At 66.8% G+C, this 13675-nt stretch carries 11 protein-coding genes, 2 tRNA genes and 1 pseudogene; 8 read left to right on the forward strand and 6 right to left on the reverse strand.

Annotated elements, in window-relative coordinates; genetic code table 11:
• Nucleotides 1–94 precede the first annotated feature (94 nt).
• The 3 genes and pseudogenes from ACFVIV_RS04010 to ACFVIV_RS04020 form a co-directional block, all read left to right on the forward strand.
• A complete protein-coding gene (locus ACFVIV_RS04010) occupies nucleotides 95–1435 on the forward strand; it encodes an alpha/beta hydrolase (protein ID WP_379193290.1) in 1341 nt (446 codons plus the stop codon).
• A 337-nt stretch (nucleotides 1436–1772) separates the two neighbouring features.
• Nucleotides 1773–2855 (forward strand): hypothetical protein, encoded by a 1083-nt coding sequence (locus ACFVIV_RS04015; RefSeq protein WP_379193291.1) that lies wholly within the window; start codon nucleotides 1773–1775, stop codon nucleotides 2853–2855.
• Between the two features lie 15 nt (nucleotides 2856–2870).
• Nucleotides 2871–3269: pseudogene (locus tag ACFVIV_RS04020) on the forward strand (LysR family transcriptional regulator); the annotation flags it as partial.
• Here ACFVIV_RS04020 and ACFVIV_RS04025 read toward each other — a convergent pair.
• Nucleotides 3184–3759 carry a hypothetical protein gene (locus ACFVIV_RS04025; RefSeq protein ID WP_379193292.1) on the reverse strand — a complete coding sequence of 192 codons (576 nt, stop codon included), beginning with the start codon at nucleotides 3757–3759 and terminating at the stop codon, nucleotides 3184–3186. The pseudogene ACFVIV_RS04020 and the gene ACFVIV_RS04025 sit on opposite strands and share 86 nt — an antisense overlap.
• A 235-nt stretch (nucleotides 3760–3994) precedes the next feature.
• Here ACFVIV_RS04025 and ACFVIV_RS04030 point away from each other — a divergent pair, with 235 nt between their 5' ends.
• Nucleotides 3995–4510, forward strand: a complete 516-nt coding sequence (locus ACFVIV_RS04030) for a hypothetical protein (RefSeq protein WP_379193293.1) — start codon at nucleotides 3995–3997, stop codon at nucleotides 4508–4510.
• 55 nt (nucleotides 4511–4565) lie between these two features.
• Here the strand turns inward: ACFVIV_RS04030 and ACFVIV_RS04035 are convergent.
• A tRNA-Leu gene (locus ACFVIV_RS04035) sits at nucleotides 4566–4650 on the reverse strand.
• A gap of 137 nt (nucleotides 4651–4787) precedes the next feature.
• A complete protein-coding gene (gene mihF, locus ACFVIV_RS04040) occupies nucleotides 4788–5102 on the reverse strand; it encodes an integration host factor, actinobacterial type (RefSeq protein ID WP_379193294.1) in 315 nt (104 codons plus the stop codon).
• Between the two features lie 250 nt (nucleotides 5103–5352).
• Between mihF and ACFVIV_RS04045 the strand changes: the two genes are divergently transcribed.
• Nucleotides 5353–6186 (forward strand): tetratricopeptide repeat protein, encoded by an 834-nt coding sequence (locus ACFVIV_RS04045; RefSeq protein WP_379193295.1) that lies wholly within the window; start codon nucleotides 5353–5355, stop codon nucleotides 6184–6186.
• 59 nt (nucleotides 6187–6245) lie between these two features.
• On the opposite strand, the gene ACFVIV_RS04050 is transcribed toward ACFVIV_RS04045, so the two are convergent.
• Nucleotides 6246–6707 (reverse strand): VOC family protein, encoded by a 462-nt coding sequence (locus ACFVIV_RS04050; RefSeq protein WP_379193296.1) that lies wholly within the window; start codon nucleotides 6705–6707, stop codon nucleotides 6246–6248.
• Between the two features lie 48 nt (nucleotides 6708–6755).
• Nucleotides 6756–9041 carry an ATP-binding cassette domain-containing protein gene (locus tag ACFVIV_RS04055; protein WP_379193297.1) on the reverse strand — a complete coding sequence of 762 codons (2286 nt, stop codon included), beginning with the start codon at nucleotides 9039–9041 and terminating at the stop codon, nucleotides 6756–6758.
• A 170-nt stretch (nucleotides 9042–9211) separates the two neighbouring features.
• On the opposite strand from ACFVIV_RS04055, the gene ACFVIV_RS04060 reads away from it, so the two are divergent.
• From ACFVIV_RS04060 to ACFVIV_RS04070, 3 genes are all read left to right on the forward strand, one after another.
• A complete protein-coding gene (locus ACFVIV_RS04060; protein ID WP_379193298.1) occupies nucleotides 9212–9529 on the forward strand; it encodes a hypothetical protein in 318 nt (105 codons plus the stop codon).
• Between the two features lie 226 nt (nucleotides 9530–9755).
• Nucleotides 9756–9840 (forward strand) — tRNA-Leu (locus tag ACFVIV_RS04065).
• Between the two features lie 361 nt (nucleotides 9841–10201).
• A complete protein-coding gene (locus ACFVIV_RS04070) occupies nucleotides 10202–12829 on the forward strand; it encodes a DUF4132 domain-containing protein (RefSeq protein ID WP_379193299.1) in 2628 nt (875 codons plus the stop codon).
• Between the two features lie 4 nt (nucleotides 12830–12833).
• Here ACFVIV_RS04070 and ACFVIV_RS04075 read toward each other — a convergent pair whose 3' ends face one another.
• The gene (locus ACFVIV_RS04075) at nucleotides 12834–13568 is read right to left on the reverse strand and encodes a TIGR02206 family membrane protein (protein WP_379193300.1); all 735 of its coding nucleotides are present in this window, start codon (nucleotides 13566–13568) and stop codon (nucleotides 12834–12836) included.
• Nucleotides 13569–13675: the final 107 nt, after the last annotated feature.

Raw genomic sequence — 13675 nt, forward strand, 5'->3', positions numbered from 1 at the left:
TGGCGGCTCCGGCCATCGACACTCCGCCCTCCTCGCACCAGTCTCCTGATCAGCCAAGACAGCGCAGCAGGCGCATACCGGAGAAGGGGGACCGATGCGGAACACGGTCGTAGCGTTGATCATCGGAGTGCTGGCGCTCGCCACCGGCACGACCCTGCCGCCGCGCGCCGCCGCCGACCCGGCCGAGCGGATGGACACCGGCGTCGCCACCGGCCTGCCCTACACAGTCCTGTTGCCGACCGATTACTGGAAATCGGATCGGCGTTATCCGGTGCTGTATCTGATCCAGGCCGGAAACGGAATCACCAGCCGCGCCGCCGACCCGCACGCCGAATGGCTGGAACGCACCGACCTGGCCGCGTTCACCGAGAAGCAGGACGTCATCGTGGTGCTGCCCACCCAGGCGGCGCTGTCGTTCTACATCGATGCCCGCGACGGATCCTGCCGCGGGGAATCACAATTCATGGACGGGCTGATTCCTCACATCGACGCGACCTATCGCACACTCCCCGACGGCCGGAACCGGGCCGTCGCCGGTGTCGCGCCCGGCGGGTTGTCCGCCATGTTGCTGGCCGCCCGCCATCCCGGCATGTTCACCGCCGCGGCCAGCTTCAGCGGCGAGCCGGATGTATTGCTGGGCGCGGACCGCGCGGGCGGGGTGATCTACACCGCCATCGAGCGCGCCGCCGTGCTGTCCTGCCGCGGCGATCTGCGCGGGCCGGGACTGTTCGGCCCGCTGCCGGCCGACGAGATCTGGTGGCGCAACTCGAATCCGCCGGATCTGGCGGGCAATCTGCGCGGACTGGCGCTCTACGCGAAGACCGGGAACGGGGTGCCGTGCGACCAGGAGGACCTCGCGAATCTGTCGGTGCCCCAGGAAGGTCCGTTCACCCAGCCGTTCCAATTGACCGAACCGGTGGTGGCGCAGGGCACCCGGGGACTGCTGCGGGCACTGGATCAGGCCGGAATCCCCTATCGCGGCGACGTCGACGGCTGCGGCATGCACACGTGGCGCTACTGGCAGCGGCAGCTGCACGAGTTCTGGCCGCAACTGCTCGCCGCCTTCGGCACGCCGGAACCGGAGACCTTCGACTATCGCCGGGCCGACGCCGAATTCTCGGTCCGGGGCTGGACATTCACCGCCGATCCGGATCGCGCGGCGGAGTTTCTCGACATTCGCTCGGCCTCCCGAACCGGCCTGACGCTCACCGGCTCCGGACTCCAGTCCGTCATCACACCCGGCAACTACCGTCCCGGCGCGGCGCTGCGCGTCGATGACGGCGCGTCGGTCCGCGAGGTGGTGGCCGATGCGCGGGGCCGGCTGACCTTCACCGTCGACCTCGGCCCGGCACACCGGCTACAGCAGTTCGTCTGGGGCAGCGATCCCCAGAACGCGCCGAACTACTTCGTCACCAAGACGATCCGAATCGGCTGACCCATGACCGGAACTCGGCGTGCGCGCTGTCCCGGTCAGGCAGGGCGCCATCCGTTGGGCGCCGAGCCCGTGGCAAGGATAAGGCCGGGCAGGCTCGACAACTGGGCGATCTGGTACTGGAACCAGCCGATGAGATCGGTCATCTCGAACTCCTCCTGGTACGCGATTCGACAGGGCTGCAATCTAAGCCGCTGCTCCGGGCCGCCGATTGACCTTCGCGGACATCATCCTGGCGGGCGAATCCCTCGACAGCTCACTGGTTTTCGGTGTTCGATCACCGGAAGAGGGCTGCCGTCCGTGCGCGCGGAGGCCGACCGTCCCGATTTCAGGAGTGGCAATGGCGCTCGGACTTCTCCGGCGATCCGCGGCGATCGTCACACTGACCCTCGTGCTCGGCGGCACCGCGACGGCCGCCCCTCCCCCGGCAACCGATCCCGCGGCCGCGGTGACTCAGATTCCGGTCGGGTTCGCCTCCTTCGCGGAACGCTTCACCGCCGGGCCCGACGGCGCTCTCTGGTTCACCCTGCCGCCCGCCGACATCGGCCGCCTCGACACGACAACCCTTCAGCTGGAACGCATTCCGGCGGGCGGCCTGCTGCCCGGGACTACCGGCATCACTACCGGCCCGGACGGAGCCATCTGGTTCAGCACCCTGCTCGGCGGTTACCTCGGCCGCATCGATCCGTTCACCCGCGAGCTCACCCGCCACCCACTGCCGCACCCGCTCGCCGGCGGCCACGAACTCGTGGTCGGCTCCGACGGCGCGCTCTGGTATCCGGAATTCGTCACCAACCGCGTCGGCAGGTTCGACCCCGCCACCGGCGAATCCACCGAATACGCACTGCCCTACACCTTTCCGTCCCAGAACCCGATCATGGCCGCGGGCCCCGACGGTGCGCTCTGGGTGACCGCACCCGCACCGCCGTCACGCATTGTCAAGATCACCACCGACGGCCGCGTCGCCGAAATGAACGTGCCCGTACAAAGCATCCCGTTCGGCCTGGCCACCGGACCCGACGGCAGAATGTGGGCCACCCTCGGCGCGGGCCAATACGGCCGCGGCCAGCTCATCGCCATCGACCCCGCCACCATGACCATCGCGCGACGCTTCGAGGTAGGCCTGGCCAGCGGCCCCTCCGGCATCACCACCGGCCCCGACTGCGCCCTGTGGTTCCCCCAGATCCTCTCCGGCACGGTCGGCCGCCTCGACCCCGGAACCGGCTCCTACACCGAGTATCCGATGAATGCCCTGGGCGGCGCCCTCCCGTTCTCCGTCGGCTCCTTCCCCGCCTACATCAACACCGGCCCCGACGGAAACCTGTGGATCACCTCCCACCTGTTCGGCTGGATCGCCCGCATCACCCCACCCGACGGCGCGATCCCCGGCCGCACCTGCGCCACGGCGCGGTCCCTGAGGTGACCCGGCGGCTTCACCAATGCCGCGGAGGCGCTGTTCCTGGCGCAGCCGTCGCTGTCGCAGACCATCCGCGCGCTCGAACGCGACCTCGGTTCGGAGCTGTTCAGTCGCGGCCCGCGCGGTACCGCGGGCCGGGCGCTGGTCGACCCCGCCCGCGCCATCCTGCGCGGATTCGAGACGGCGGGCGAGAGGGTCCGCGCGATCGCGGGACTGGAGGCCGGGCGGCTCGACATCGCGGCGCCCACCGGGTTGCTGTTCGATCCGCTCGTCGATCGGATCGGGCAGTTGCGCCGGGCCGCAGCGCCGGAATCCGGTTGCGGCCCCTGGGCATTCATCGAATATGGCTGGCCGCCCCGCCGGGCGCGGGGCTCCCCGACGGCGCGATTACGATCGACCGGACCGACGACCTTCCATTGATGCTGTCCAGAACGCCGGGACCGGGCGCACAAGTGCTGTGGGCGCAGGCGCGCAGCCGGGGAGGGTGACCGCGAATCCCATTCTGACCGTGGACAATGCGGCAGCTCTGCCCCACACCATCGTCGGCTACAACGAACATGCCCACCTCGACCCGCAGATGAACACTGCCATGAACGATTTCATCGACCGTGTCTTCGCCGCCGCACCGAATTGACCTATTCGAGTGGGCTGGGAAATCGACGCCGTGGGCGGCGAACCGGGCGGCCAGGGGGACTTCCATGTACTCGGTGACCGCACGGCGGAATTGCTCGGTGTCGAGTGAGGACGACAGCAGGATGTCGAACCAGCGAGTGCCCAATTTCCTCAGTTCACTGGTGATTCCGGAATCACACAGGGAGCCGATCACATCCAATGTCTGCCGCCCGGCCGGGGTCGGATAGCTGTCGAGGTTCAGATCCGGCCGCGCCTCCCGCAGACCGGTCAGCATCATGAGCGCCAGCTGCGCGGGAGCGACCTCCAAAGTTGGGTCGGGGGCTCGGATTCCAGCATCACGTTGATCGAGGAGATGCACGCCGAGGTCCGAACATCGGCCCCGAAGTCGATATCGCACGGTCCGCAGGTCGGCGCGCACCGGGGGCCGGTCGGCACGGCGGCGCCTTCCTCGTCGACCACCGGGTGAGCGAGAAACATCCCTTGCTTGCGGGTGGATTGTTAGCGTGCAAGGCGTGGACATGCGTTGCCCTCGCTGCGGGATGCAGGATCAGGCGGTAAGCGTCCCGGCGGTGGTGGAGCAGGGGACCACCCGGGGCTACCTCAGCAGGCCGGGCCGCTACGGCGCGACCAGTCAGTTCCAGGTCGAGCAGACGGACCTGGCGAGAGCCCTGGATTTCACCGAGGGTCGGCCGAAGGCGAAGACCGGCATCGGTATCGCCCTGCTGGTACTCGCCGGGCTCACGCACTACGCCTACTTCCAGAGCCAGATCGCGGCGGGGCTGTCCCCCACCACGCTGGCCACTGCCCTCGCGGTACCGCTGATCATCACCTGGCTGCCGTGGAGCCTCGGCCTGCTGACACTGCGCTCGGGGCGACGTGCGCAGGCGCGATACGACCGGACCGCGGCCTACTGGGCAGCGCTGTACTATTGCGCCCGCGATCATGTCGTGTACTTTCCCGGCGAACCACTTGCCCACGATCCCGGTCAGGCTGCGGCCATCGCGAGAGCACGGGCGGAGCAGCAATAACGAAAAACGGGCGGTCGCGGAGTTGTTCTCCACGACCGCCCGTTTCGTACTCTTGTGTCCGGAGGGGGACTTGAACCCCCACGCCCTAATACGGGCACTAGCACCTCAAGCTAGCGCGTCTGCCATTCCGCCACCCGGACCGGTGGTGCTCAGCAAGGTTATCGGATGAGACCGTGTGGACCAAATCGGCCGATTACGGGCGTTTCCTCCGCTGATGGTGGCGGTGGGGGTGGTTGCCGCCGGGCCTGGGTTCGGCCCGGCCGGCGACCCCCGAGACTTAGGAGCTCAACGCTTCCAGCAGGGCGGCGCGCTGGCGGGAGCCGAGGCCGCCGATGCGGCGGTCGGCGGGGATTTCCGCCTCGTCCATGAGCTTGGCGGCCTTGACCGGGCCGATTCCCGGCAGGGCCTTGATGACCGCGGCCACCTTGGTCTTCTTGACCAGGTCTTCCTTGTCGGCGCGCTTGAGCACCTCGGCCAGGCTGACCGAACCCTTCTTCACCTGCGCGATCAACTCGGAGCGGGCCTTGCGCACCGCGGCGGCCTTGGCCAGCGCCTCGGAGCGTTGTTCGGGGGTCATCGTGGGCAGAGCCATATGTCCTTACCTTTCACTCGTTCGCTGGTACGTCGGCCACGAGTAAACATGACGACTGGCCGGGCGCCTGCACGACACACCGCGCGGACCGGGCGGACACGTCGAGTGACATGCGAAAACCGGTCAGTTTCCCAGGTCGTCTGACCAGGTGTTTGCTGCCGAAGACACCTGGCAAATACGGGGCTCATCGGCCGCAATGGGGGCTACGGTGGGCGCGAACAGCACACGCGCACCGGTGAAAGGCGGGGCAATGCAGGGGTCGTATCCGTGCGCCGAGTGGAGCACCGCCGAACTACCACTGGCCGACCGATACGACAGCGCGGAACCGGTGACCTGGAACGGAGCCAAGGTCTATCCCGTGCACCAGGTGATCGTCGGCCTCTCCCCCACCACCGTCACCCTGAATCTGCGCGCGGCCGCACCCCGGCGCGGGGTGCGCAGCCTCGGTATCGGCATGGGCGTGGACGGCGGCCACGTGCTGCTGGACGGGCGGCAGTTGATGGGGGTTGACGTCTGGAGCGACGCCATGACCGGCGGTATCGAATTGCGGGTCTGCCCCACCGAATCCGAGGCCGCCATCTCCCTCACGCCTGTCTGGGTGGACGACACCGACACGGTGGTCTCCTGGTCCGGCAACTACGGCATGCTCGTCACCCGCGAACGCAGCCGCACGGTGCTGCATTGCAGTACCGGCGTCGGGCCGCCGGACTTCACCGAGCTCGTCGTGGAGCTGGCCACCGCTCCCACCCCGCCCGATCCCATCCCCGCGCCGGAGGCCAGCCGCTACAGCGGTGCGCTGTACGAGCTGGCCGTCGCCATGCACGGTCGCGGCGAGGAGGACCAGGCGTGCGAACTGTGGTCCCAGGCGGCCGCTTTCGGGCACCTGGCGGCCGCCTACGATCTCGGCGTGGTCCGCTTCCGGCGTGGCGACTTCGCCGAGGCCGAACGCTGGTGGCGCACCGCCGCCGATCACGGCGATGTGCGCGCCATGGCGGGTCTGGCCGAAGTGCTGGACCGGCGCGGCAATCTCAGCGAGGCCCGCGTGTGGCGTGCCGCGCTCACTGCCGAATCGCACTCCGAATAACTTTGCACCCATTGCCATTCCGGGCGCGGCTCAGCACGCCGCGCCCGGTGGCCGGCAGGTCAGTCCAGGCAGAACTCGTTGCCCTCGGGATCGGTCATGACGATGAAGCCGGATTCCATGGGCGGCGCGGGATCGACCCGGCGCTGCCGCTTGGCGCCCAGTGCGACGAGCCGATCGCATTCGGATTCCAGTGCCGCCATCCGCTCTTCGCCCTGCAGTCCGGGAGCCGCCCGCACGTCGAGGTGCACGCGGTTCTTCACGACCTTGTCCTCGGGCACCTGCTGGAAGAACACCCGCGGGCCGTCCCCGTCCGGATCCTCGATGGCCGAGCGGGAATTGCGCTGGTCCTCCGGCACGCCGATGCGGGCGAGGAACTCGTCCCAGGCGGCCAGCGGGTCGGCGCCGGCGGGCAATTCGACACCGGGCGGGCCGGGGTGGACGTAGCCCAGCACGTCACGCCAGAAGGTGGACAGCGCCTTCGGGTCGTGCGCGTCGAAGGTGACCTGAATATGGCGACTCATGGGATTGCTCCGTTCCTGTGCGAGTAGGTGTCGTGCGGCGGGCAGCCCTCAGCCGCGGGCGTGGGTTCCGGACTTGTAGCGGCGCAGGTATTCACCGGTCAGCGAGACCGGATCCGCGAGCAGCTCGGCGGGCGTGCCGGTGAAGACGATCTCGCCGCCGTTCTTGCCGCCGTCCGGGCCCAGGTCGATCACCCAGTCGGCGTGGGCGACCACATCGAGATTGTGTTCGATGACGATGACGGTGTTGCCGCGCTCGACGAGCCCGTCCATGAGGGCGAGGAGCGTGTCGACATCGGACATGTGCAGGCCGGTGGTGGGTTCGTCGAGCACGTACACGGTCCCGGTGTTCTGCAGTTGGGTGGCGAGTTTGATGCGCTGGCGTTCACCGCCGGACAGGGTGCTCATGGCCTGTCCGAGGCTGAGGTAGTCGAGCCCTACTTCGATCATGGTGCGCAACTTGGCATTCAATGCTTTTTCCGGGAAGAACTCTACGGCTTCCTCGGCCGACATTTCGAGCACATCGGCGATCGATTTGCCGCGCAGGTGCAGGGCGAGCACGTTCTCGGAGAACCGGCGGCCGTCGCAGGATTCGCAGTGCGTGGTCACCGGATCCATGTAGGCGACCTCGGTGATGATCACGCCGCGGCCTTCGCACTCCTTGCAGGCGCCGTCGGAGTTGAAGCTGAACAACCCGGCCGGTTCACCGGTGGCCTTGGCGAACAGCTTGCGGATGGGGTCCATGAGGCCGAGGTAGGTGGCGGGGGTGGAGCGCGAGGACGCCCCGATGGCGGACTGGTCGACGAAGACCGAATCCGGGTAGCGGGACATGAATTCGTCGCGGATGAGGCTGCTCTTGCCGGAGCCGGCGACGCCGGTGATGGCGGTCATGATCCCGGTGGGGATGCCGATGGACACGTTCTTGAGATTGTGCGCCGTCGCGTTCTCGATCCGCAGTTCGCCCGTGCCGGTGCGGAATTCCTGCTTCACTCGGAATTCGCGGCGCAGTCCCTGACCGGTGAGCGTGTCGGCGGCGCGCAGTTCGTCGAAACTGCCGGTGAACATGATCGACCCGCCGTGCACGCCCGCGCGCGGCCCGACATCGACGATGTGATCGGCGATCTGGATGACATCCGGATCGTGTTCGACCACCAGCACCGTATTGCCCTTGTCGCGCAAGGCTTCCAGCATCCGGTTGAGGCGGCCGACATCGCGCGGGTGCAGTCCCACGCTGGGCTCGTCGAAGATGTAGGTCATCCCAACCAGCGTGCTGCCCAGATGTTTGATCATCTTCAGCCGCTGGCCCTCACCGCCGGACAGCGTCGAGGTGGGCCGGTCCAAGCTCAGATACCCGAGCCCGATATCGGCGACCCGGCCGAGGGCGATCCCGCAGGCCTCGGCCAGACCTTGTGCGGCCGGGTCTTTCACCGCATCGAGCACCTCGATGAGATCGGTGATCTGCAGCGCCGTCCACTCCGCGATATTGCGCCCGTCGATCTTGGTGGCGAGAGCCTTCTCATTGAGCCGGGCACCGTGACAGGCCGGGCACACACCCTCGGTGAGGAACTTCTGAATCTGCTCGCGCGTCTTCTCCGACAGCCCCGAGGTATCGCGTTTGAGCTTGGACCGCGTGAACTTGTCGACGAGTCCTTCGTAGTTGGCCTTCCAACTGCCCTTGTTGAAGGTCAGCTCCACTTTGCCGCCGCTGCCGTGCAGCAGATCGCGCCATTCCGCATCGCTGTAATCGGCGAGCTTCTTGTCCAGGTCGAAGCGCCCGGAGTTGCCGTAGAGCTGCCAATCTCCGCTGCCCACACCGTATCCCGGCAGCAGGATCGCGCCTTCGTTCAGCGATTTCGATCTATCCACGAGCTTGTCGGGATCGGCGCTGATGGTCATCCCCAGCCCGTCGCACTCCGGGCACATGCCCTGCGGGGTATTGAAGGAGTAGTCGAACACCAGCCCCGTCGACGGCGACCCGAAGCGGGCGAACATGGCGCGGATCATCGAGTAGATATCGGTCATGGTCCCGACCGTCGAGCGCGGCCCGCCGCCGACCGGTTGCTGATCGATGATCACCGGCGCCGTCAGATTCTCGATCGCCTCGGCGTGCGGCCGCTCGTAGCGCGGCAGGAAGTTCAGGATGAATGCCGGAAAGGTGGCATACAGCTGCCGCTGCGACTCCACCGCGATGGTGTCGAACACAATGGACGACTTGCCCGAACCCGACACCCCCGTGAAGACGGTGATCTGGTTCTTGGGGATCTCGAGAGAAATGTTGCGGAGATTGTGCTCGCTCGCACCGAGCACTCGAATCGTTTCGCCGGAGGCAATAGGCATCCCACAACCATGCCGCCAAGTCGCCTTCGACGTGCGGCAAATTGTGACTCAACTCACAGCAATTCCCTGCAATCTCCGGGTCCGCCCCTGATTGCCGACCGTTGGCGGCCATCTACAGTGGCGATCGATCGCGGCGGTCGGATCCGCCGCGCGCGACGACGAGGATGCACATGAAGACCCTGCGATGGACCGCCGGCGCAGCCGCCGCCCTGTTCGCCGTGACCCTGCTGTCCGGCTGTACCGATGTCGAACGCGCCCTCAACAAGGGCGGCGACACCACGTGCAGCGACTACCTGAAGCAGGACGCCGACACCCAGCGCATGACCGTCACCAAGGCGATCAAGCAGCAAACCGGCAGCGACAATGAACCCCCCGGCACCAACGTCGACATCTCCATGGCGGCCGTCCAAGCGCTGTGCCGAGTCCAAGCGAACGAGAACACCCCCATCAGGGACGCCGACTTCGCGGGAATCTTCTTCAACAAGTAGGCAGTCGGCGTCGGGGCGCGTCCACCACTACTCGAACTCGGCACCAACCTCGAGCTCACCCGCGCCATCCACCAAATGACCGACGAACTCCACCGCCGCGTCATCGACGACCCCGACAGCCACACCCCTCCCCACGATGAGCGTCGCGAAAAGGTGCCCCCACAAGCCCTTTCACCCCGATTTTTATTTTCGGCCACCCCTCCGCTAATCTTGTGGAGCACCACCGGTCCGGGTGGCGGAATGGCAGACGCGCTAGCTTGAGGTGCTAGTGCCCGTATTAGGGCGTGGGGGTTCAAGTCCCCCTCCGGACACAGAACGAACATGAAAGCCGTTGCATCGCAACGGCTTTCATGTTTTGGATGCCACATCCACAGTTGGCGCTGGATCCCACTGCGGGCATCGCTCGCTTCGCCTGATCGTGCCTCGAGCCAAAGTCCCGCCACCGGCCACGCTGTCTTTTCGTTGCACAGCGCGGTTCGCATCCATCGAACTCCACTGCGATGCAGACGATTCGGTCCGCGCCACGTTCGCCGGGGCCGCACATGCCGCGAAGTGTGGTGTTGTCGGTGTGACTTGTCCAGATCGAGGGCTCGGCCGTCGGCCCGAGGCGTTCGGGTGTCGGTCCCGTTAGCTTGAATACCGGCAGTTTTGCAGTACCTGAGAGGGGGGCCGATGGCCACTGAGACGGACCACGAGCGTAGCAACCTCGACGAGGGCGCCTGGGAGGTTCCCGCAGCCTGGCACAACGTGGCGCTTCCGGTCCGCGGCTTTCCACCGTATCGATCCTTCACTCCTGATCAGAGCGCTGTCGAACTGCTCGACAACCTGATTGCTGCCGAGCGGAACTCGCTGCACCTCGCGCTGGCAGCCTCGTGGCCGGCAGCATCGGCCGAGGCCGGGGCGGCCGCGTTGGCCGCTCCTACATCGGCGACGCCGCTCGGGGTGGCCGTGCTGGCGGTCGTCGCCGAGTGCGAAGGGCGACACACCGGCAGCATCGACTACTGGTACATGGCGGTCGACGCGTGGGTAGCCCAGCGCGGTGTGGTGTTCGCCGCCGAGGCCGCACTCATCGCGACCACGATGACTCGCGAGTACCGCGGGGTACCGGGTGGCCGCGGTTACGACTTGACACCTTGGTCGGTCGGTCGCCGCTTCTACCATTTCTATTCCCTGGCTGCCTTGCAGCGAGCACGCGAGCACCTGGTCGCCGCTACCGACGACCATTACCGAGCCGCCGTCGCGCGGCTCGGCGAAATACGTACGGCTAACGGAACACTGCCGGTCCGTATCGCCTCGAGCTATCTGGTGCCGACCGAGCAGTCCTGGGTCGCTGACGATATCGACGCGCCGGTGCTGGACGATTACTGGGCTCACACCAGCTATGCGCTCCTTGCGACGGCAGTGACGACCGCGCCACAACTGGAGACCTTCATCGCGAGTTTGCGACCCGCTAACCGTAGTTGCGTGACCACGGCGGAGTACATCGGCGCGGTCACTCGAGTCGGCCCGGCGGCAGCTGAAACGATTGCCGCCGTGGGCTTCGTGGATCACGTGACCAACTGGACGCGGGAGAACACCCGCGACCTGGCGGACATTCTGTCGTATTTGCCTACCGACGAGGCGTTCCGCCTGCTGCTGCAGAACCTGGACCGATACGGAGTTCCAACTGCGGCGATGGCGGCGGCGCAACGTTTCCCGCGCCGGGCCATGCGGCTGTTGTCGGCCGATGCCAGGCGGTCGTCGGCTGTGGGCACGCTGCTGCGGATACATGCCTGGCAGAACCCGCACCTGGCTGCGGAATTCGGCGTCCAGCTACCCGATCTTCCGGTTGTCGAACCAGCGGAGTTGCCGGAGCTGTTTCGACCGCGCCGGAAACCGGCCGCAGTGCCGTCGTGGTTGATTCTGCCGGTACTACCACCGCTGCTGACGAGCGACACCGCGCGAGCCCTGCCGGCGTCGGCAGTGGAGGTCGTGTGCGCGATACTGGCCAAACGCAACCCGGATCGCGCCGCGATCGAACAGCTTTCGGCCATCCTCGATCCGATGTCGATGGCAGGCTTCGCCTGGGGCCTGTTCCAGGCATGGGTATTCGCCGAATACCCAGCGGGTGGAATCTGGACGTTGCGCGCCGTGGGTCTGTTCGGTGACGACGAAGCCGCGCGGTTGCTGGTCCCGCTGATTCTGCAATGGCCGCGGCAGTCGGCTTCGGCTCGTGCGGTCACCGGCCTCGACGTACTGGCCGATATCGGTACCCCGACAGCCCTCAGGCACCTGCGCGACATCGGCCTCCGCACGAGACAGCGCGGATTCCGAAAGGCCGTGCGAGCAAAACTCGATGCCGTCGCAGAGCAGCGCCACATTACAACGGATGAACTGGCCGATCGTGCCATCCCGGATTTCGGTCTGGGCAAGGATGGTCGGCTCACCCTGGACTACGGATCGCGCGGCTTCGTCATCGATCTCGATGAACAACTCGAAGTCGTTGTCTTCGACGGCCGCCGCGCAGGCGACGGCTCATGGGCCGCGGGCCCGCGCCGCAAGACGCTGCCCAAGCCCGCCGCCCAGGACGACCGCGCCATCGCCAACGCAGCCTATGACCAGTTCACCGGACTGCGAGCGGGCGCGAAGAAGGTTGCCCGTGAACAGATTCGGCGCCTGGAGCAGGCCATGGTCGAAGGTCGACGCTGGTCGGCGCGGACGCACCGGGAGCTGTTCGTCGACCACCCGATGCTGCGCCAGCTCGCCCGGCGACTGGTGTGGGGCGCCTTCGGCGTCGACGGCACACTTCAGCAGTCCTTCCGTATTGCTGAAGATCTCACCTTCGCCGACGTCGGGGACGATGTTTTCACCATCGCCGACGACGTCGAGGTAGGCATCGCCCATCCGCTGCAGTTGGGTGAGGTCGCCGCCGAGTGGGCGTCGATCTTCGCGGACTATGCGATGTTGCAGCCATTTTCACAGCTGGATCGAGCATTCTGGGCACCGGACTCATCCGCGTTCGCGGCGGGCCTGGGCGGATATCACGATCTCGAAACCTCGCCGGCCCGGCTGCTGGCACTGGCACACCGTGGATGGACACGAGAATCCTCCGACGGCACCATCGACCGAATGGTGCGGCCGCTGAATTCCGGCGGCTCGATCCAGCTGCGGATCTCGCCGAGCCTCGAATGGCGCGATCTGATGCGGTATTCGACCCACATTGTTAGGAGCGTCGATCTGATCGACACCGACCTGAACGCCCTCGACCCCGTCACCGCATCGGAGCTGATCCGCGAATTGGAGGCACTCCGTGCTGGATGAGAACTCATTCGTCTACGGCCGGTGATCCCGCGATTGGGCGCGGGCCTTCGCTTTTCGCCGCCGCGCGGACCCACGGCCAGGTCATCAGCGCCCACACGGCGAGGAGCAGAGCCGTCACGGTGAACACATACCAGGGCCAGGGGCCGAGCACATCGAGCAGCGACACGGTCGCGGGTTTGCGGTTGAGGAAGCCGTAGTTGGTGCCGACGAGGGAGTTGACGGTGCAGGTGACCGCCGCCCACGTCGCCGTGGCCAGTACCGCGATCCGGTAGCTGCCCCAGTCCGGGCGCATGCCGATGCCCCAGGTCAGGTAGATCGCGGCGCAGACCACCATCAGGTGGATCGCCCAGAACGCCAGGAATTCGTAGTGCGGGAAGTCCGGGCTCTCCAGCGCCGGTGAGACGAGGGCCTGCGTGCTCAGCGTCAAGCACCAGTAGTAGGTCAGCGCATAGGCCCAGCGCCGGTGCGACCACAGCGCATACGCGGCGACAATGGTCGCTAGATCCGTCAGGCGCAGGGGAATCGAACGGGCGACGGTCGGCGGCAATGCAACGACCAGGTAGATCACCAGGTACAACACCAGCGTCGCGACACCGAAGACGCGGCTGAAACGCCGCGCGGCGCGGGGCGTGCGGTGTCCGCGTCCGATGCGCACGACCAGCGCGGCCAGCACCACGAACAGGGCGAGCACGATCCAGTGCGACAGACCGTACGAGACGAACTCACGCTGTGCCGACACCTGTCAACTCTAGGAGACCGCACGCGAGCGTGCGGCGCCATCGGTCCGGGAAGTTCGTCGCCGCGGGGAACGGCCGATCGGTTAGGACATCAAGTGTCCCAAGGGCT

The organism is Nocardia sp. NPDC127526, from assembly GCF_042672265.1.
In the GTDB taxonomy this organism is placed as follows: Bacteria; Actinomycetota; Actinomycetes; order Mycobacteriales; family Mycobacteriaceae; genus Nocardia.